This is a genomic window from Terriglobus sp. TAA 43 (assembly GCF_000800015.1).
In the GTDB taxonomy this organism is placed as follows: domain Bacteria; phylum Acidobacteriota; class Terriglobia; order Terriglobales; family Acidobacteriaceae; genus Terriglobus.
The window spans coordinates 2534959-2554611 of record NZ_JUGR01000001.1; the positions used below are offsets into that span (position 1 = coordinate 2534959).

General features: G+C 57.6%; 15 protein-coding genes. 12 read left to right on the top strand and 3 right to left on the bottom strand.

What is annotated here, in order from left to right; all coding sequences use genetic code 11:
* Positions 1 to 94 precede the first annotated feature (94 nt).
* Together yidC and M504_RS10840 are read left to right on the top strand one after the other, a co-directional pair.
* Complete coding sequence (gene yidC / locus M504_RS10835; protein WP_047494486.1) at positions 95 to 1882, top strand: membrane protein insertase YidC; 1788 nt, start codon at positions 95 to 97, stop codon at positions 1880 to 1882.
* Between the two features lie 137 nt (positions 1883 to 2019).
* The gene (locus tag M504_RS10840) at positions 2020 to 2571 is read left to right on the top strand and encodes a R3H domain-containing nucleic acid-binding protein (protein ID WP_047491131.1); all 552 of its coding nucleotides are present in this window, start codon (positions 2020 to 2022) and stop codon (positions 2569 to 2571) included.
* A 141-nt stretch (positions 2572 to 2712) separates the two neighbouring features.
* Here the strand turns inward: M504_RS10840 and M504_RS10845 are convergent, their stop codons facing one another.
* Positions 2713 to 3093 carry a GIY-YIG nuclease family protein gene (locus M504_RS10845; protein ID WP_232296247.1) on the bottom strand — a complete coding sequence of 127 codons (381 nt, stop codon included), beginning with the start codon at positions 3091 to 3093 and terminating at the stop codon, positions 2713 to 2715.
* A 73-nt stretch (positions 3094 to 3166) separates the two neighbouring features.
* Here M504_RS10845 and M504_RS10850 point away from each other — a divergent pair, with 73 nt between their 5' ends.
* The 3 genes from M504_RS10850 to M504_RS10860 all read left to right on the top strand — a co-directional run bounded on the left by M504_RS10850 (position 3167) and on the right by M504_RS10860 (position 7849).
* A complete protein-coding gene (locus M504_RS10850) occupies positions 3167 to 4942 on the top strand; it encodes a DUF885 family protein (protein ID WP_232296248.1) in 1776 nt (591 codons plus the stop codon).
* A 116-nt stretch (positions 4943 to 5058) separates the two neighbouring features.
* On the top strand, positions 5059 to 6447 hold the full coding sequence (mnmE, locus tag M504_RS10855) for a tRNA uridine-5-carboxymethylaminomethyl(34) synthesis GTPase MnmE (protein WP_084214275.1): 1389 nt from the start codon (positions 5059 to 5061) through the stop codon (positions 6445 to 6447).
* Between the two features lie 139 nt (positions 6448 to 6586).
* Positions 6587 to 7849 (top strand): hypothetical protein, encoded by a 1263-nt coding sequence (locus M504_RS10860; protein WP_052200627.1) that lies wholly within the window; start codon positions 6587 to 6589, stop codon positions 7847 to 7849.
* A 103-nt stretch (positions 7850 to 7952) separates the two neighbouring features.
* Here M504_RS10860 and M504_RS10865 read toward each other — a convergent pair whose 3' ends face one another.
* Complete coding sequence (locus M504_RS10865; RefSeq protein ID WP_047491137.1) at positions 7953 to 8141, bottom strand: hypothetical protein; 189 nt, start codon at positions 8139 to 8141, stop codon at positions 7953 to 7955.
* 396 nt (positions 8142 to 8537) lie between these two features.
* On the opposite strand from M504_RS10865, the gene M504_RS10870 reads away from it, so the two are divergent.
* The 4 genes from M504_RS10870 to M504_RS10885 all read left to right on the top strand — a co-directional run bounded on the left by M504_RS10870 (position 8538) and on the right by M504_RS10885 (position 15351).
* Positions 8538 to 14009: an Ig-like domain repeat protein gene (locus tag M504_RS10870; protein ID WP_047491142.1), complete on the top strand. Its 5472-nt coding sequence runs from the start codon at positions 8538 to 8540 to the stop codon at positions 14007 to 14009.
* An 8-nt stretch (positions 14010 to 14017) separates the two neighbouring features.
* The gene (locus M504_RS10875) at positions 14018 to 14554 is read left to right on the top strand and encodes an outer membrane beta-barrel protein (RefSeq protein WP_047491145.1); all 537 of its coding nucleotides are present in this window, start codon (positions 14018 to 14020) and stop codon (positions 14552 to 14554) included.
* 166 nt (positions 14555 to 14720) lie between these two features.
* Positions 14721 to 14921 carry a KTSC domain-containing protein gene (locus tag M504_RS10880; RefSeq protein ID WP_084214277.1) on the top strand — a complete coding sequence of 67 codons (201 nt, stop codon included), beginning with the start codon at positions 14721 to 14723 and terminating at the stop codon, positions 14919 to 14921.
* A 49-nt stretch (positions 14922 to 14970) separates the two neighbouring features.
* Positions 14971 to 15351, top strand: coding sequence for a hypothetical protein (locus M504_RS10885; RefSeq protein WP_047491152.1), 381 nt, complete (start codon positions 14971 to 14973; stop codon positions 15349 to 15351).
* Positions 15352 to 15356: 5 nt separating this feature from the next.
* On the opposite strand, the gene M504_RS10890 is transcribed toward M504_RS10885, so the two are convergent.
* Positions 15357 to 16574, bottom strand: a complete 1218-nt coding sequence (locus M504_RS10890; RefSeq protein ID WP_047491154.1) for an SGNH/GDSL hydrolase family protein — start codon at positions 16572 to 16574, stop codon at positions 15357 to 15359.
* Between the two features lie 126 nt (positions 16575 to 16700).
* Between M504_RS10890 and M504_RS10895 the strand changes: the two genes are divergently transcribed.
* From M504_RS10895 to M504_RS10905, 3 genes are all read left to right on the top strand, one after another.
* Entirely contained in the window at positions 16701 to 17459 is a 759-nt protein-coding gene (locus M504_RS10895) for an SDR family NAD(P)-dependent oxidoreductase (RefSeq protein ID WP_047491156.1), read from the top strand.
* A gap of 87 nt (positions 17460 to 17546) precedes the next feature.
* On the top strand, positions 17547 to 19160 hold the full coding sequence (gene murJ, locus M504_RS10900; RefSeq protein ID WP_052200628.1) for a murein biosynthesis integral membrane protein MurJ: 1614 nt from the start codon (positions 17547 to 17549) through the stop codon (positions 19158 to 19160).
* Positions 19144 to 19653 carry a GNAT family N-acetyltransferase gene (locus M504_RS10905; RefSeq protein ID WP_047491158.1) on the top strand — a complete coding sequence of 170 codons (510 nt, stop codon included), beginning with the start codon at positions 19144 to 19146 and terminating at the stop codon, positions 19651 to 19653. Before murJ ends, M504_RS10905 begins: the two co-directional genes overlap by 17 nt.

Genomic DNA, 19653 nt, shown 5'->3' on the forward strand with positions numbered 1-19653 from the left:
TTTAGACGGGGGAAAGCGTGGGAATTACTCACGATTTAGAATGAGAAATGGATACTTTGGCGCGGAACCCGGCGCGCCAACCAGACAGGAAAACGTGGCAGAGATCAAGAACCCTAATCAGGGAGGCGGCGGCTCGCAGAGCAACACCACCTTCCTCGTAATGTTGGTCGTCATGTTCGGCGTATTTGCCGGGCTTCAGTTCTATAAATCGAAGCAGAAGCAGCCGCTGCAGCCGCCCACGGCGCAGACACAGAGCCAGAGCGCGCCGGTAAGTGCGCCGACGGGCAGCAAAGCTGACTTCAACGCGAACGCCGTGCAGGCTCCTGCGGCCAGTGGCGCCAGCAACACGGTTTCCGCTGCTGCTGAGCAGACCACGACCGTTGAGAACGAACTGTACAAGATCACCTTCAGCAACCGCGGCGCGGAAGTTCGATCGTGGGTTCTGAAGAAGTTCAAGAGCCGTTACGGCGCTCCGCTGGACCTGGTGAACGCGAAGGCGAGCCACGAGTTTGGCTTCCCCATGTCGCTGCACACCTATGACGCGGGCACCACGGCTGGCCTGAAGCAGGCTCTGTTTGTGCCTTCTGCCACGGGCAACCTAACCGCTCCCCAGACACTGACCTACCACTACACACAGGGCAACGTGGATGTGGAGAAGACCTTCAGCTTTGACAGCACCTACGTGTTGAAGGCCACTGTCACTGCGAAGGTGAACGGCTCTCCGGTGCGCGCTCTGCTGGCATGGCCTGCGGGCTTTGGCGACCAGGAGCAGGTGCTGGATTACAACGGTTCGCGCATTGAAACGATGAAGGACGGCAAGGCCGAACACATCGAATTCAAGAAGGTTTCCGGCGGCGAAACGCTGAATGCTCCGCTGCAGTATGCGGGTACAGCGGATGGTTATTTTGCCGCGGTGTTCCTACCGGATAACGCTGGTTCTGCGACTGCGGTTATGCTGCACAACACCATCGACGTGAACAAGCTGCATCGTGACGGCACAGTGTCTGAGAAGTCTGTCGATGTTCCGGTTGTGGGCATTGCTGCAGGCAGCACGGAAAACAGCAGCAGCATGCGTGTGTACGTTGGACCGAAGTCTGTCGATGTGCTGAAGGGCATCAAGGTTTCGGGATCGAGCGAGACGCTGGAGCCGGTTGTTGACTTTGGTTTCTGGGGACCGTTCGCAAAGGCTCTGTTCCTGCTGCTGAACTGGATTCACGATCACGTTGCCAGCAACTGGGGATGGGCGATTGTGGTGCTCACCATCGTGGTGAACATTGTGATCCTGCCGTTCCGCTACCAGACCATGAAGAGCGGCCTGAAGATGCAGCGCATCCAGCCGCAGATGGACGCCATCAAGGCGAAGTATGCCAAGTACAAGGTGACCGATCCGAAGCGTGCAGATATGAACGCCGAGATCATGGCGCTGCAGAAGGACAACGGCGTGAACATGTTCGGCGGCTGCGTACCGACGCTGCTGACGTTCCCGCTCCTGTTCGCCATGCTGGGCATGCTGCCCAAGGTGGTGGAGCTGCGCGAGGCGCATTGGTTCTGGCTGCATGACCTGACCGTGGCCGATCCGTACCACATCCTGCCGATCGTGATGGTGCTGACGCAGTTCCTGACGCAGTTCTATATGCCTGCGCCGGGTATGGATCCGCAGCAGCAGAAGATGATGGCGTTCACGATGCCGCTGTTCTCCGGGTTCATTACGTGGAACTATTCGTCGGGTCTGGCGCTGTATTGGTGCGTGGGTAACATCATCATGATCCTGGCGCAGTTCGCGATGAACCAGACCAAGGAAGGCCGCGAAATGCGCGAGCTGGCTGCGAAGCGTGCACGCCGCAAGGCAGGTCAACCGCGGACGATCCAGGGCAAGCGATAGACTGCTGAAAATACGCAGGAAAGTGCAACTGAATAAGCCTTTCCTGCGTATTTTTAGAAGTAACCGATAACCTTTGAGACACAGGACGGCAACCGCTCCGGGCGGCGACGATCCTGAAGAAAGAAGACAACGCCCACATGCAGGATCTGAAGACCGCAGCCCAGCAGACGCAAGATTTTCTGAGAATGCTGACCTCTACCGGTGGATTCAAACTCCGCTTCCGCATTGTGGCTGGCGCGGGCGCCGCCGATCCGGATGGGCTGGAAGATCGCCTGATCTATGTGGAGTTGAGCGGCCCGGACGAGCAGATGCTGATTCAGCGCGATGGTGAACTGCTGCGCTCGCTGGAGCATGTGTGCGCGAAGATTCTGCGGCTGGAGCCGGAAGAACACGACCGCATCAGCTTCGACGCGTGCGGCTACAAGGCGGAGCGCAATCGCGAGATTCTGGACCTGGCGGAAGAAGGCATTGAAGCCGTAAAGAACAGCCGCAAGCCTTACCGCTATGAGCCGATGAGCAGCCGCGAACGCCGCATGTTGCACCTGGCGCTGAAGAAGGCTGAGGGGCTGCGCACCGAATCCAGTGGTGAAGGCCCAAGCCGGTTTGTGGTCCTGTATCCCGAAGGCTGGCAGGCACGCGAACGTGATGACCGCGCGGCAAAAATTCGCGAACGCTTCCGCCGCCGGTAGGTACTTCTACAAATTTGGACCGTTGAACGCAGCGACGTAGGTCGCTGCGTTTCGCTTTGCACGTCCCACACACGTTCAACCTGTCATCCCGCAGTGAAGCGGAGGGATCTGCATGTGTCTATCAAGCAGACTCCGCTTGCTCTAACCACGTTCGCGCTTCCAGTCGTACTGGGGAGTTACAACCTCACGGGACCATCCTTCACCGAGATCGCTCCACGACGGATTGCCACTCTCGATCAGTGTTACCTTCTTCTCGCGACGCCAGTCTTTCAGCTCCTTCTCACGCGCGATGGCATCGTGGATGAACTGAAACTGCTCGAAATAGACAAGGCGTGTCACACGATAGCGTTGAGTAAAAACGCTCCCATTCCCTTCGCGGTGCTGGAGAATGCGGTGTACCAAGTCGTTCGTGACGCCGATATAAAGGGTTCTGGAGCGGCTGGATAGGATGTACACCCAGTAGGCGTGGACTTTGGGCATGGGTGGCATAGTACCACCAGTGTTGCCGCGATCGGCACACATGCAGATCCCTTCGCTGCGCTACGGGATGACAGCGGTAAGGCTACGGGATGACAGACCGGAAGGTGTTGCATAAATGCCTCCGTCTGCTAGGCTCATTTCCATGCGAATTACGTCTGCCCTGTTGCTTGCCTGCACAGCCGTTTCTGTGTGTGTTTCACTGCCTGCTCAAACTTCCGTTGCGGACCGCACGGCTGCGCAGAATGCGCTGTTTGAGGAGTATTTCCAGAACGGGCTGAAGCGCAATCCGACAGGAGCCACTTCGTTTGGCGACTATCGTTACAACGACCAGCTGGGCGACTATTCGCTTGCTTCCATTCAGCGCGATCACGCGGAGAACGATGACTTCCTGAAGCGGCTGAAGGCTATCTCCACCGACGGCATGACGGACACCGATGTTACCTCGCATGCATTGCTGCAGGATCGCCTGGAGCGTGGCGATGTGAGCTATGAGCTGAAGAATTACGAGATGCCCATCAATCAGCAGAACGGAATTCATACCGGACTGGCTGACCTGGCGCTGAGTATGCCGTTCGATTCCGTGAAGCATTACGAAGACTACGTTGCGCGTTTGAAGCAGATTCCGCGCGTGCTGAGTGAGACGACGGACGTGATGCGCATTGGCCTGAAGGATGGCCTGATGCCGCCGAAGGTCATCACAGAGAAGCTCGCCGGGCAGTGCGATGGCGTGGTGAAGGCGAATCCGTTTCTTCTGCCTACGAAGAAGTTCCCCGCCAGCTTCAGCGATGCGGATAAGACGCGGTTGACGCAGGAGATCACCGATGCTGTGAACAATGACGTCTTCCCCGCGTACGCAAAGTTCTCCGCGTTTCTGCGCAATGACTATGCACCGAAGGGACGCGAGGCGCTTTCGATTGAATCGCTGCCGGACGGCAAGCGCCGCTATGCCGAAGCAGTGAAGCAGATGACGACGCTGGACATTACGCCTGCGGCGGTTCATCAGCTTGGACTGGATGAGGTAAAGCGCATCACGGCGGAGATGACCGTGCTGGCGAAGAAGGCAGGCTACAAGGATCTGGCCGCAATGCGAACGGCCATTAATGCTGATCCGAAGTGGAAGCCGAAGAGCGAAGAACAGATCGTGGAAGACTTCCGCAGGTACATTGCGCAGATGGAGCCGAAGCTGTCGGAACTGTTCGGCCTGTTGCCTAAGTCGCCTGTGACGGTGGAGCCGATTCCTGATTTTGCTGCTGCGGAGGCCACGCACTACAACGCTGGTACGCCGGACGGGAAGCGTCCGGGCCGCGTGGTGGTCGCGGTTGCGAATCCGACGACGCGCACGCTAGTGCTGGATGAAGCCGTTGCGTATCACGAGGGTGTGCCGGGGCATCACATGCAGATCAGCGTGGCGCAGCAGTTGAAGGGATTGCCGAAGTTCCGTTTGCGCGGCGGCTACTCCGCGTTTAGCGAAGGCTGGGCTTTGTACTCAGAGGAACTGGGCAAGGAAGTTGGTTTCTATCAGGACCCCGTTAGCGACTACGGCCGACTGAACAGCGAACTCTTCCGCGCGGTGCGACTCGTTGTGGACACTGGCATCCATGACAAGGGATGGACGCGGCAGCAGGTGATTGATTACATGCATGCCAACGACGTGAACGACGCGCTGGCGCAGACGGAAACAGACCGCTACATTGCATGGCCGGGACAGGCGCTGAGCTACAAGATGGGTCAGCTTGAGATTCGCAAGCTGCGCGAGAAGGCAAAAGCGAAGCTGGGTGCGAAGTTCGACATTAAGGCGTTCCATGACGAGGTGCTGAACGGTGGCGCGTTGCCGCTGACTGTGCTGGATGCGCGTGTGTCGAAGTGGATCGACGAGCAGGCCAAAAAGTAGTTCCTTCAGAGCACCAGAGTTCACAAGGCCACACCGAGTACACAGGATGTTCGTGTACTGAGTGTGGCCTTTGTGGTTTTCGCATGCTTTCTTCGGGGAGTCACTAAGATAAGTGCATGAGTGCAATGCACGACCTTCTGGATGAGACCACTATTGTTGCTGTCGCTACGCCTGCGGGACGTGGTGGCATTGGTGTGGTTCGTTTGTCTGGGAGCAACGCGCTCGCTGTGGCTCAGCAGTTGTTGGCAAAGATTTCGTGGGCCGCGCCGCGCCATGCAGTCTATGGCATTCTGCGCGATGCGGATGGCACGCGTATCGATGATGCCATTGCAACGTATTACAAGGCGCCGCAAAGTTACACCGGTGAAGATGTGGTGGAGATTGCTGCGCATGGTTCGCCTGTAGTGTTGGACTGGTTGCTGCGGCGATGCGTGGAACTGGGCGCTACGCCTGCGCGCGCGGGTGAGTTCACCGAACGTGCATTTCTGCGTGGGCGTCTTGACCTGACGGAAGCTGAAGCGGTGCGCGATCTGATTGATGCGCAAACACTGGAGCAGGCGAAGCTGGCGGCGGAGCAGATGAGTGGCAGCATTGCCGCAGAGATTCGTCCTGCAAAAGATGCACTGCTGGTTCTCATCGCAACGCTTGAGGCGGGCATTGACTTTGCAGAAGATGACACGCCCACGATGGCGGCGGATGAGATCGTTGCGGGTGTCCGCGATGTGCAGCAACCATTGCAAACATTGCTGGCTAGTTTTACGCATGGGCGTTTGATGCGGGAGGGACTTCAGCTTGCCATTGTGGGCAAGCCGAACGCAGGCAAGAGTTCGCTGTTCAATCGGCTGGTGGAGCAGGATCGTGCGATTGTTACGGCCACGCCGGGCACTACGCGCGATGTGATTGCGGAGCGGGTGAACCTGAACGGCATTCCGGTGGAGTTGCTGGATACTGCGGGCATTCGCGACACAGCAGACGAAGCGGAACGCATGGGTGTGGAGCGTTCGCGACGCGCGATTGCTGATGCTGATGCGGTGCTTCTTGTTGTGGACGCGACAGAGATCGCGAGCTCACAAGCGAATACGCTTGAGGCTTATCTTGAAGAGCCACTGGCAGAGGCGCTGCAGAATCGCCCACTGCTGGTGGCGTGGAACAAGGCGGATCTCCGCCACGGTTCGCAGTCTCTTCTTGCGAATGCAAAAGGCGTGGTCACTTCTGCCGCGACAGGCGAAGGTATTGCAGAGCTTCGTGAAGAGATTCTGCGCATGACGGGATCGCAGCCCTCTGCAGCAGGCGCTACGTTGACAAACCTGCGTCAACGAGATGCGGTGCAGAGTGCGCTGGAAGCATTGGAACGCGCTGTAGGAGCGGCTCGCACTGGCATACCGCATGAGATGGTGCTGCTGGATCTGTACGAATGCCTGCGTGCGTTGGATTCGCTCACTGGGCAGACCACGGCAGACGATGTGCTGAACCGTATCTTCTCCAGCTTTTGCATTGGTAAGTAGATAAGCGCTTACACGTTCCACCCAACACTCCAGTAATGACAGCTTGCTTTGCTCGACGCGTCCATGATGAAGAATGGGCCGCTTAAGATGATTTGGCGCTGGTTCCTATTCGGTTAAGCGCATCATTTTTGGAGAATCCTTGAAGAGACGACAGTTTCTGGCCGCATCGCTGGCGGCTTCGGCAGTCGCGTTGGCAGCGCCTGCTTTTGCTTATGTTCCATCGAAGTCGCGCCGGCGCAATTATGAGTTCAATCGCACGATCTCTCGCGAAGTTTTGGAGAACTACCTGTCGCGAGCCATCACCATGCAGGGCTTGTTGAGTGCCGTTGGCGACACGCAGGACAACATCCGCATGTTGAAGCACATTGGCGCTAAATATATGGGCCGGAGTATTTGCCTGTGGGGTGGCGAGTCGAAGCTTCTAGAGAATTTTGAGTTGGCGCGCAAGCAGATGGCGCTGGTGCGCGCCATCTCGCCGGATGCAATCTTTGAGGCCTGCATCTTTGAGATCGTCTCTACGGAAGTGGAGCAGGTGCCTGTGCCTGACTGGGCCTTCACCGCGCTTGGCCTGCCTGTAGAGAAGCGGAACTTCCGTTATGAAGCGATTCTCTATCCACCGGCGCAGCGCAACCGCAATTGGAGCGCAACCGCCAGCGTGCCAGATGTGAGCCAGGCGGAAACGCAGCTGTGGTTCTACTTCCTTGCGAAGTCATACATCGACCTGGGATTTGAGGGGATTCACTGGGGGCAGATGGAGATCATGAACTATAACGATCCTCATCTGGATCACTATGCTCGCGTCTTCGCATTGGTGCGCGCTTACGCCGCAAAGCATGCTCGCCGGGGCATGGTGCTGTGCAATGCGCATACACCGGGTGGCGGCCTGGTGCGGAACGGCGAACTTCTGCTGGACTTCCACGCGATGCCTCTGCGTCTCAAGGAGAATCCTGACAAAGCTCAGGATGCGACCCTGGAGGTGGGCTTCGCCGAGAGCATTTATCTGCATAGCAAAGGAGGACGCACGTACAGCGGCTGGACGTGCGAGCACCTGCCTTACCTGGTTGAGCTCGACAATTGGGGCGTTTCTAAGTATCCGGGACAGCCTCGACAGACGGCTGGCAGGGCGGTCAAGGGAGCCTCGTGGCTTTGGGGATACGACGAGATCTCGTGGTTTGCGAACCAGAGCGATGCTTACCGCGCACAGTGGCTGCGTTATGCCTACAACTGGGTGAGGAAAACAGATCCCAGTGGTTTCGTGGAGATGCCAGGATCACGAGGGGTGGTGCTGCCGCTCGGCCATCGGACATGGTACTTCGCGAACAACCCCAGCCCGGCTGTCCCTGAGGGATCGGGGGACGAAAACGTCATCTACTCCATCTGGCAAGCAGATAAAGGTGCTTAGCCTGAAGGTCTAAATTTCCCGAGCGACAAGGAAATAAACAAAAAAGCCCTTCCACGGCTGGTGGGAGGGCTTTGTCGTATTGGCGGTTGAGACGGGCAGGCGATTAGCCTTCCTTCTGCTCGCCTTCGCCTTCGTCCTTATGGATGAAATCCTTGAGCGCGCCAGTGCCTTCATAGCCGGCAACTGCAGCCGCAGCTTCGGTGAGGAAGGATGGGTCAGAGTCCACTTTTTTCAGTCCTTCGACAGCGACCACTGCGCCTGCGATCTTTTCCACTTCGTCCAACAGTCCCATGGGGTTTCTCCTTTTGATTCCTGTGCGTGGTGGGCTCTATCGGGTACCCGCAACAGAGCAACTCAGCATACACCCGCCCCGGTTGGACACGTCTTTTTAACTCTGTTAAAAATCTGCGGCTGGGTGTTCACACCCTCCAGTTGCAGCAGTGTCGCCTCTACGAGAGATAACGCTAAGAGGGCTTGATACCCCTGACAGGGTGAATGAGTCCTTCCACGTGTGGGTGATTTTCATATCTAGATACCGATGGAAGAATTATTCATAGAAATAACAGCAGACGTTGCTAGGCTAACGGCGTAGTCGATCTGGAATCTGTATCACTCCCGTCCTCTATCGGACGACTTTTGGTTCTCTCTCTCACTTCTCCAGGAACCCTTGTAAGGAAGTTACAAACCCATGTTTTCAGGTTCGTCGAAGACTTCGCGGCCTCGCGTGGCCACGCGTCTGCGCTCCGTTCTGCTGCCCGTTATGGGAGCCTTGTTTTCCTGCTTAAGCATCGCAGGAATTTCTGCCGCTCAAACTGTTCAACACATTCCCGGTACCACGCCGTTGACTGGAAGCGCGAACCTTGCGGTGACGCTGCATCCTGCAGCGGGTACTGTCACAGGTGTTCTTGTCCTGACGCAGGGCATTCCCAGTAAAGACTTCACCGATGGGGGCGGCAGCACCTGCGTTGCAGGACCAGCCGCGGCTTGTACGGTGAATGTTCTCTTCAAGCCAACGGCACCGGGACGTCGTCCGGGCGCTGTGGTGCTGGTGGGCAGCGGCAACCAGGTACTGGCGGAGCAGTTGATCGACGGCGTGGGCACGGGCTCACTTGCTGTCATCCAACCGGGGCAGGCGCAATTGATCGCTGGTAATAGCCTGCAGCCGGAATACACGAGCGGCGAAGAAGGCGGTCCTGCGACGGCTGGCCATGTCAATTTGCCACGCGGCGTTCTTGGTACGCCCGCGGGCGATTCCTACATTGCCGATACTTTGAACAACCGCATTCGGTATGTGGATACCATTGGCAGGATCCACACCTATGCCGGCATTGGTTACGCGTCGAGCGAACACGATGGTGCTTTGGCCACGACGGCTGGCATCAGTTCGCCTGCACAGCTCGCGATGGATGGCGCGGGCAATCTGTATTTTGCAGACACGGGCAACCAGGCGATTCGTCGCGTGGATGCGGTGACAAAGATCATCACAACTGTGGCAGGCACGCTGGCTACATCGGGATCGTCGCCAGACAACGTCCTGGCTACGACCGGACTCCTGACGGCTCCGTACGGCGTGGCACTCGATGCTGACGGCAACATCTACATTGCAGACACGGGTAACAACCTGGTGCGCCGCGTGGACGCGTCCACGGGCATGATGACGATTGTCGCGGGCACCGGTGTTGCCGGATATGCCAACGACGGCCAGCCCGCCACCACCGCGCAGTTGAATCAACCCTTCGGGCTGGCATTTGATCGCGATGGCGCTCTTTACATTGCTGACAAGTTCAACCAGGCCATTCGTAAGCTGGGATCCAACGGCAATCTGACCACCGTGGCGGGCGTCCTGAATGGAGCGCCCGGTTACACCGGCGATGGCGGTTCGGCGCTGACAGCTACGCTGAATTCTCCCACCGCAGTGGCCGTGGATGCCGTTGGCAATATCTATATTGCCGACTCGCAGAACAACCGCATCCGCCGTGCCAATGTGACGACGGGCAAGATGGAAACCGTCGTCGCCTACAACGCGCCTATTGCCAACAATGCCCTGCAGAACGCTGATACGGTTAATCTCTCCACGCCCTATGCGATTGCACTGGATGAACAGAACAATCTCTACGTTACCGACGACTTCAACAAGCGCGTATTCCTGATTCACAGCAACAAAGCGCAGCTGAAGTTCCCGGACATGAAGGTGGGCAAAAAGTCAGCCACGCCACAGATACTGCAAATGGAGAATGACGGCACCGATACGCTGACTCCGTCGCAGATTGTGCTCGATCAGAGTGCTCTGGATGTTGCCACGACCACTTGCAGCACCACCACGACAGTGGCTGCGGGTACGAATTGCGCGCTGGGAGTGCTCTTTGCGCCGACAACCATCACGGATGTGAACAATGTGAATCCGGTGGGTACGCTCACGGTGAAGTCGGACGCTTCCAACTCTCCCGATGTCATCTCGCTCACCGGCAGGGTGCTCTCAGTGGAACCCACGAAGGTGGTTCTGTCCTCGAGCAAGAACCCGTCCGGTCTGGGCGAATCGGTGACCTTCACTGCAATCGTCAGCGAGACGCAGGCATCCGGTTTGCCCACTGGAACGGTGACCTTCTATGACGGCACAACCGCTCTCGGCGGCGATGTCACGCTGGATAGCAACGGCATTGCCACCTTCACCACGACATCGTTGACGCTGGGATCGCACACGATCAACGCAACCTATAACGGTGATAACAACAACGCGTCGAGCACGGATTCTGTAACGCAGAGTGTTCTGCAAAACACGTCGACCGTTGTGGTGTCCTCATCGATTACCGCGGCTGTAAATCAGCCAGTGACGTTTACGGCGACCGTCAGTGCTACTACGGCGGTTACCAGCGGCACCGTGACCTTCTACGATGGCGCGACTGCCATCGGCGCAGGCACTGTGGGATCGAACAGCAAGGCCAGTTACACCATCTCCACGCTTACCGGCGGAACGCACAGCATTACGGCGAAGTTCGTGGGGGATGCCAACAATAGCGCCAGCACGTCTCCGGCGATACAGCAGATCACTACCAAGGCCGATGCCACGATTTCAGCGGGAGCAAATCCCACGACGATCACCGTGGGCCAGAGCACAACGCTGACGGCGACAGTCGCCAGTCCCAATGGCCCCGCGCCAACCGGCACCATCACGTTTGGGAATGGCGTCACGATTCTTGGCAGTGGTTCGATCGACGGCAGCGGTACGTTCTCGCTGCCAGTGGCCACTCTGCCCCCGGGAACCGATACCATCACGGCGACATACAGCGGCGACGATTACACCGCCGGCGGCAGGACTACCACCGTGGTTACAGTCAATCAGTTGACCACCGTCACGACACTGGGCAGCGATGGCAGCCCGTCTAACGGTGGTTCTGCCGTGACGCTGACGGCAAACGTATCGATGACGCCCGGCCAGACAGCAGTGGGCGCGATCACTGGCACCGTGACCTTCTATGACGGCGGAAGCCCGTTGCAGACAGTGCCACTGACAAACGGTGTTGCAACGCTTTCCACCACAGCACTCACCGTGGCTACACATTCGCTGACCGCGAAATACAACGGCAACACGAACTATGACGTGAGCACATCGTCTGTCTTCACGCAGGTGGTGCAGGCTACCAGTTCCAGTGTGGCTTTGCAGGTCAGTGCGAACAATATCCTCGCCGGCAAGTCTGTGACATTGACGGGAACAGTCACTGCCACCGGTGTGGTCAAGCCAACCGGTCAGATCACTTTCCTGGACGGTGCGACGACTCTGAACGTCGTCTCGATTGATGGGCAGGGTGTAGCGGCTATTTCGCTGAGCACCCTGGCAGTGGGCATCCACAGCATTACTGCAACCTACAGTGGTGACGGAAACTACGCCGGCTTCACTTCTGCGCCTGCTTCTGTCACGGTGACACTGGGTACGCCCACGCTGACACTGAACAGCTCCACTCTGCACACCACTTACAGCACGCCGATCACGTTGAGTATGAATCTGACCAGCAACGGCGTTCTTCAATCGAACCCGCAAGTGAAGTTGCTCGACAATGGTGGGCTTCTGAATACCACGACGGTGAACGGAGCTGGCAATGCGAGCTTCACAACGTCAGCACTTGTGGTGGGAACGCACACCATCACGGCGGAGTTCGCGGGTGACCAGAACAATTCTGCCGCGCAACAGAGCGTGACCATCGTCATTGATGGCGCGACAACCAACACCGTTCTGACCACGACCAATGCGTCTGCCGGTTATGGCGATACGGTGACGCTGCGTGCAGCTGTGAATAGCGGTGTGGCCAACCCGACTGGTAATGTCACCTTCCAGGAAGGCGCAAACGTTCTTGGCGTCGCTTCTGTGAGTTCCGGTGTGGCCTCGTTCAACACCAATACGCTGTCCGTAGGCCAGCACAACATTGTGGCGGTTTACTCAGGCGATGCAACGCATGCGGGTAGCACATCTGCTGTGCTGACGGAGTCGGTATTCGTGCAGACGCGCGTTTCCATCGCGTCCAGCGCGAACCCGGGCATTGGAGGAGCCTCACTGACGCTGACGGCCGGAGTTTCTGCTGCGGTATCAGTCAATGGTCTTGCAGCGCGACCTTCCGGCATCGTTACGTTCCTGGACGGTGCCACCAATATCGGAACAGGCACGCTGAACGCGGATGGCACAGCTACGCTGACGTTCTCAACGCTTGCCGTGGGAACGCATAGCCTGACTGCGGTGTATCGCGGCGACAGCACGTTCCAGGGCAGCACATCTAGTGCGCTGTCGCAGGTGATTCGCAATGCGGCGACGCAGACCGTGTTGTCCACCAGCGGTTCGCCCAGCCACTATGGCAACCCGGTCACCTTCACCGCCAACGTGACGGGTGAAAGCGTAATTCCCACTGGCAATGTGAAGTTCATGGACGGAACGGCTGCGCTGGGACAGGTTGCTCTGAACCATGGCACGGCGACGCTCACACTGACCACGTTGACGCCGGGCATGCATACCATCACCGCGTCGTACGCAGGGGATAGCAACAACTCTCCCTCTGTCTCAAGCGCTGTGACACAGCAGGTAACGCAGATACCGCAGTTCACGCTGGTGAGCAGCATTAACCCGGCTCTCACGCTGGATACACCTGTGCTGACCGCGACCATCAAGACGGGCGTCGCGCCAGTGCCCACCGGTAGCATCCGCTTCCTGGAAGGGACAACACTGCTCGGCACTGGCGTTCTGGATGCGAACGGCAATGCGTCCATCACGGCAGCCGCGTTTGCAGCAGGAACCCACGTGATCACCGCGCAATATGCAGGTGATGTGGCCACGGATGCCTCTACTTCAGCGGCACTGACGGAGGTGGTGAACCTGCGGGCTACGCAGACCTTGCTCACTTCCACGGCTGCCTCTGTGGCCACGAACGGAGTTCAGTCGCTGGTTGCGGTGGTGAAGGGGACCGGTCCTGTCGCACCGACGGGCATCGTTACCTTCTACTCCGGTGGCAAGTCAATCGGCTCCGGTCGCCTGGACGCAACGGGTGTGGCAACACTGAACGTGCAGAACACGGTTGTGGATGGAGCTTCGCTGACGGCAGGCTACAGTGGTGATTCGAACTACGCCCCCTCCACTTCTGCGCAGGTTCAGCTTCCCCCAACCAACGCCACAAACTTCACGCTGAGCCTGACACCTTCCACGCTCAACGTGCAGTCGAAAAAGTATGCAGAGACGTACCTGGTGATCAAGTCGCTGGGCGGATTCAGCGACACGCTGTCGCTGGGCTGCCTTGGCCTGCCCTGGGCGGCGACCTGCACCTTTGAGAAGCAAAGTGTGGGTCTACCCGCGGATGGTCAGGTAAAGATCAAGATCGTGGTGGACACCGGATCACCCCTGACTTCCGGCGGTGAAAGCGCAAGCAGCAGCATGCCCATGAGCAAAGGTCCGCTACTGGCCCTGCTGCCCGCAGGCGCACTGTTTGTGTGGTTGCTGCGTGGCAAGCGCCGTGTGCCGGCTCTGCTGATGCTGGTTCTGCTGACCATGCTGATCCCGGTAACGGGCTGCGGAACGCTGAATCAGAGCAGCACGCCTGCGGGTTCGTACACCTTCAGTGTGAGCGCATCCAGCAAGTCGGGCGTAACCCTGTCGCTGCCTGTCAGCCTGACGGTCACTCAGTGAGGAGAACGATGAAGAAAAGCATCCTCACTCTGCTGGGGCTGCTGCTGTACGCAGCAGCAGTTCCAGCTCAGGCGACCAAGGCCACTGCCTCTGGTCCGGGCATGTACACGACGGTGGGCGTTGCCGGCTCCTGGTACAGGAGCGACTACGGCAACTCGAATCTGTACGGTCCCACCGTCTACGTGGACGCTCACTTCCACCGTTATGTAGGCCTGGAAGCGGAAGCACGCTTTCTACGCTGGGGTGGCAAACAGGGCATACAACAAAACACCTATCTCGTTGGCCCGCGCGTCAGCTTCAGGCCGCAGGGATGGGTGCCTTATGTGAAGATGCCTGTCGGGCTGGGCACCATGCGTTTCCCCTACGGCTACGGCAACGGGCAATACTTTGCGATGGCACCGGGCGCGGGGTTGGAAAAGTGGATCTCCAATGACAACATCCACATCCGCGTGGTGGACGTGGAATACCAGGTGTGGCCACAGTTCACCTTCGGCACCATGAAGCCTTACGGCATCAGCACCGGCATCAGCTTCCGCGTCTGGTAACGCGAAGCTGTTGCCGGGGTGGGTTCCCTTTCGCATCGCGTATGTGCCGCATGAAGCAACAGTGGACGAAAACAAATATGTTGCAAAAATCGTGCAACGGAAGTAAAGAGTTCACACTCCCATCACACAGAGCGCGCAACACTGCTGTGCAGGGAGGGAACACTCAATGGTTTCGATCCGGGCAATGCGCTATGACGAAGTAAGCCAGGTGCTGACGGTGGATTTCCGCAACTGGGGCGGCACCAAGCGGTATTTCGACGTGCCTCCCAAAGAATGGGCGCAACTGCAGGCGGTCTTTGCAAAGGCTGCATACCTGCAGAATGTGATTGCACATAAACATCGTTCCGAAGCTCTGCTGGCTGCCTGAAAAACGCTCGGGCAGCGCACGGCACCTGCGCTTTGATAGGCTTGCGTGCGTGAAGCTGCGCTCTCTGTTCATCGTCGGGATTCTGCTGGCAGTCACGCTTGTCGCGAGTGCAGAGACGTTGCGTTATCGCGGCTCCATTGGACAGCGTACCGCTATGATCACGCTCAACGTGAGCGGCGATGATGTAACCGACGCCAGCTATCGCTACGACCGCGAGACGGCTACGACTACCTTCTCGCAGTCACATTTGATGGGTACAACTCTCGTGTTGGCTGATGAAGATGGCAACATCTTCCATCTGCATCTTCAGGATGCTGCGGGTGATGGAGTGAAAGACTTTCCTCACACTCAGCAGTTACAGGGCAACATGACGCGTGATGAGTTGGATCTGCCTGTGTTGCTGAAGCGCGTCGATACCACGGTTCCCTAACTAACTCACTTCGCAAACAACGACAGCGGAATGCTTTCTGCGATGGCGTGGTACGCCGCTTGATTCGGATGGAGGTGATCGCCGGAATCGAACTTGGGCAATAGACGCGCGGGGTTTGTAGGATCAGCGACGATTTTGTCGAAGTCGAGGACCGCATCGAAGTGTCCGGGTGTTCGTATCCATGCGTTGATCTTCTGGCGATCCGCTTCATTCGTCGCGGTTGGGTGATAGAAGGTGAATCCTTGATAAGGCGTGATCGTAGCTCCGTAAATTTTTAAGCCTGCCGAATGTGCGCGGTCGATCATCTGTTGATATGCACCGATGATGTGTGTCACCAGCGCGGCGTGTTCTTCCGGAGAAATCTCCGAATCCTTTGTGGACATGCCGAGATCGTTCACGCCTTCAAAGACGATGACGTACTTCACGCCGGGTTGTGCGAGAACATCGCGGCTGAAGCGTGCCAGCGCGTTTGGCCCTTGTCCGTCGAGCAGCACGCGATTGCCGCCGAGTCCATGATTCAACACACCGCGCGAACGCGTTTTGGCATCGGCCAGCAAACGTGCTGCGAGATCATCAGGCCAGCGATCGTTGCCGTTGTCTGTAGCTCCGTGACCGTCGGTAATGGAATCGCCCAGGGTGACGACCGTTGCGGTGTCTTTCGAAGCAGGAACATCCACGCCGTTGATCTGGAACCAGTGTTCAAACTTCTTCGCATCCGGCATCGTTGCCGCGTCGACCGCTGCGGTGTGTGAAAGATACGACGTTGCGCGCGATCCGGGATGGCTGGTCTGAACATCCGGCGCATCGGTGTAGCGAATCGTGATGGCCAGATCGGACGATGTTGTTGCGTGAAATGCAATCGGATCAGATAGGTATTCCGCGCCTGCTGGAATGACGACATCTGGCTTGCCGTCAAAACTCAAAGCGCGATCTGTTGCAGGATCAATCGCCGCATCAGCTGCAGATTTCGGCTTGGCGATGTGTACTGCGACGAGATGCAGCGGTACGGTGCCAAACGTATTGGCGATGCGGATCCGAAGCTGCTCGCCGCCCAACGAAAGATGCACGATCTGCCGTAGCGTGGCGGCCTGTAACTCAGTCGCTGCCAATGCGTTGGCACCAGTGGGAATCTGTTGCGACGCGGCCCAACTGCCAACCCATGTCTGCGCGGGAAGAGACAGACAGACGCCGAGGAGAAGGGGCAGGAGACGGAGGCTTTTCATATATAGTTTGTGACCCGAACTATACGAACGCCTCGACTGCGCTGTCAACGGATTTGCTTACCGGCATGTATCTTGGCTTGGATTGACTTGCGGCGTGAACATGCCACCTTGAGATGAGGAAACAGAATGGACCTGAACGGACGCACAGCGGTTGTGATTGGCGGAACATCCGGCATCGGCAAGGCTATCGCGCTTGGTTTTGCGAAGGCGGGTGCGGATGTTGTCGCGTCTTCGCGTTCTGTCGAAGGTGTCGCGCAAACGGCAGCGGAGATTCGCGCGCTTGGCCGCAAGACCATTGAAGCAACTTCCGATGTGCAGTCTCGCGTGTCGCTGGAAGACCTTTGCATTCGCGTGCTGGCGGACTTCCCTTCCGTGGACATTCTTGTGAATGCCGCTGGAATTACGAAACGCGAGCCCACGCTGGATGTTGTGGACGATACGTGGAACAACATCCTGGACGTGAATCTCACAGGAACGCTGCGTAGTTGTCAGGTTTTTGGTCGTCACATGATTCAGCAGAAGCGCGGCCGCATTATCAACATTGCGTCGCTCTCAAGCTTTGTGGCGTTCATGGAAGTCTCTGCGTACTGCGCGAGTAAAGCTGCTGTGGCGTCGCTTACACGCTCGCTTGCGGTGGAATGGTCGCGGCATGGCGTGCTGGTGAATGCGATTGCACCCGGCATCTTTCCCACTGCGCTGAACAGCAAGATCATTGATAGCCCGCGCGGCCAGGAACTGAAGATGCGCACGCCGATGGATCGCTTCGGCACGACAGATGAACTGGTGAGCACCGCGATTTATCTTGCAAGCGATGCCACCAGCTTCACTACAGGACAGATCATTGCGGTGGATGGCGGCTTCCTTGCGAGTGGCGTGAATCAGTAAAGCACGGAGGCCTCCACGCGGATGGAGGTGACTCCTTCTATACGTTTTCTGCGAAGGATGGCTTGGTCCACCTAGAATAGAGATTGCTTGGCGGACACGACCTCATCTCAGAACACACGCGGGCGCGCTTCTTCTGCGTTCTCCGCTTCGCTGCTGCTCATGGTCTCCGCGCTGTTGAGCGGTGTGCTTGGGCTGGTGCGCGGCAAACTCATCGCACACTTCTTTGGTGTGAGCGGTGCGGTGGATGCGTACACGGGCGCATTTCAGCTTCCGGACACCATCTCATATTTGCTGATTGGCGGCGTTGCTTCCACAACTTTTGTAAAGCTGCTGACGCAATATGAAAACGAAGGGCGACAGACAGAAGGCGATCTTGCGCTTTCCAATGTGCTCAACGTGATGACGGTCGTGTTGAGTGCAGGGCTGGTCCTTGCCGGTATCTTTGCACCACAGTACGTTCGCTACGTTTTGGAATTGCGCAATCCGGAGACGGCGCAACTCTGCGTGCAACTCACGCGCATTCTTCTGGTGAATCAGTTACTGGGATTTGCCGGCGGCATCTTCGGTTCGCGTCTGCTGGTGCGAAAGATCTTCATCTATCAGGCTGTGCAACCGCTGCTGTACAACGGCGGCATCATCGCGGGAGCCATCCTGCTGCATGCGCGGTTCGGAGTTCATTCGCTTGCGTACGGTGCAGTGGTGGGAGCGTTCTTTGGCTTCTTTCTCACGTACGTTATTGGTGCCTATTCCATTGGAATGCGTTGGTCGCCGATATTCAATCTACGTGATCCGGCGTTGCGCGAGTGGGTGAAGCTGAGCCTGCCGCTGATGCTGGGGCAATCGCTGGTGACGCTTGATCCTTGGATACGAAACCATTTTGCGGGCCACACAGAGGGCGCGATTTCGCTGATGAGTTATTCGCGCCAGCTGTTCAATGCGCCTATGAACATCATTGGACCTGCAGCGGGCGCGGCTTCCCTGCCATTCTTTGCGTCGCTTTGGTTGAAGGATAAGTCTGCGTTCAACTCTGCAGTAAACCGATCTGTTTCGCGACTTCTGGCTGTGAGTCTGTTGCTTACATCTGTGATGATTGCGCTGGCGCAGCCCATCATTGATGTTGCATTGCGTGGCGGAAAGTTCCACGGCGGCGATGCTTCGGCGGCGGCATCACTGTTTGTTTTGTTTTGCTATTCGCTAGTCTTCTGGGCATCGCAGAACCTGTATGCGCGTGCGTTTTACGCTGTTGGCAACACGCTTACGCCTATGATCTCTGGCACCGTTGTTACGGTGCTTTCGCTGCCGGTGTATGCATTGCTTTTCCGCACACATGGAATTGCGGGATTGGTCATTGCGTCAGACATTGGCATTGCTGCGCACATGATTGCGCTGGCTGTCCTGCTGAATCGTAAGGGCATGGTGCGTGTTGCCGACCTGGAATGGAGTGAGCTTGGCAAGTCTTCGCTGGCCGCCATTCTTGGTGGATGCGCCGCTGCATTCTCGCTGCGTTATCTGCCGCAGGGAACGACATTTGTTACGGCTCTGCTGCGACTGGCCACGGGGACAGCGGCGTGGCTTGTTGTAGTGGTTGTCATGCTGTTGCTTACACGTTCTGCACTGCCTGCAGTTGTTCTGCGTAGAAAGAGGAAGCCGGCTTCTGCTGCTGCGCCGTTGGTTGAGGCATCCGATGCACCCGACCGATAGCGCGCGTCTGCGTTTTCGTACATGGCGCGACGAGGACCTTCCGCTGGCCATTGCTCTCTGGACGGACGACGATGTGATGCGGCACATGGGCGGCGCTCGTTCCGTTGCGCAGGCTGAAGAGCGTTTCCATGAAGAGTGCGCTAACCAGCAGAGGTATGACTTTCAATACTGGCCAATATTTTCGTTGGAGACAGGCGAGCATGCTGGATGTGCGGGGCTTCGTCCGTTTCACTGCTCACTGGATGAACTTGAAATCGGTGTGCACGTTGCACGGCCATTCTGGAGCGGACGCTATGGCGAAGAAGCCGCACGCGCAGTGATGACGCATGCGTGGGCCCACACAGCGGCTTCGGCGATTGTTGCAGGGCATGGTCCGGATAACGCAAACTCGCAGGCACTGATTGAGCGGCTAGGGTTCGTGTATACCCACCACGAACCCTGGGGACCGCATCAACGCATGCATCCGTACTATCGGTCGGACCGGCCTCTGTAG

Bases quoted from the DNA above. Each gene is read 5' to 3' on its own strand.
- M504_RS10840 (WP_047491131.1), top strand. From the start codon at position 2,020: ATGCAGGATCTGAAGACCGCAGCCCAGCAGACGCAAGATTTTCTGAGA.
- M504_RS10845 (WP_232296247.1), bottom strand. From the start codon at position 3,093: ATGTGTGCCGATCGCGGCAACACTGGTGGTACTATGCCACCCATGCCC.
- M504_RS10850 (WP_232296248.1), top strand. From the start codon at position 3,167: ATGCCTCCGTCTGCTAGGCTCATTTCCATGCGAATTACGTCTGCCCTG.
- mnmE (WP_084214275.1), top strand. From the start codon at position 5,059: ATGAGTGCAATGCACGACCTTCTGGATGAGACCACTATTGTTGCTGTC.
- M504_RS10865 (WP_047491137.1), bottom strand. From the start codon at position 8,141: ATGGGACTGTTGGACGAAGTGGAAAAGATCGCAGGCGCAGTGGTCGCT.
- M504_RS10870 (WP_047491142.1), top strand. From the start codon at position 8,538: ATGTTTTCAGGTTCGTCGAAGACTTCGCGGCCTCGCGTGGCCACGCGT.
- M504_RS10875 (WP_047491145.1), top strand. From the start codon at position 14,018: ATGAAGAAAAGCATCCTCACTCTGCTGGGGCTGCTGCTGTACGCAGCA.
- M504_RS10880 (WP_084214277.1), top strand. From the start codon at position 14,721: ATGGTTTCGATCCGGGCAATGCGCTATGACGAAGTAAGCCAGGTGCTG.
- M504_RS10890 (WP_047491154.1), bottom strand. From the start codon at position 16,574: ATGAAAAGCCTCCGTCTCCTGCCCCTTCTCCTCGGCGTCTGTCTGTCT.
- M504_RS10895 (WP_047491156.1), top strand. From the start codon at position 16,701: ATGGACCTGAACGGACGCACAGCGGTTGTGATTGGCGGAACATCCGGC.
- M504_RS10905 (WP_047491158.1), top strand. From the start codon at position 19,144: ATGCACCCGACCGATAGCGCGCGTCTGCGTTTTCGTACATGGCGCGAC.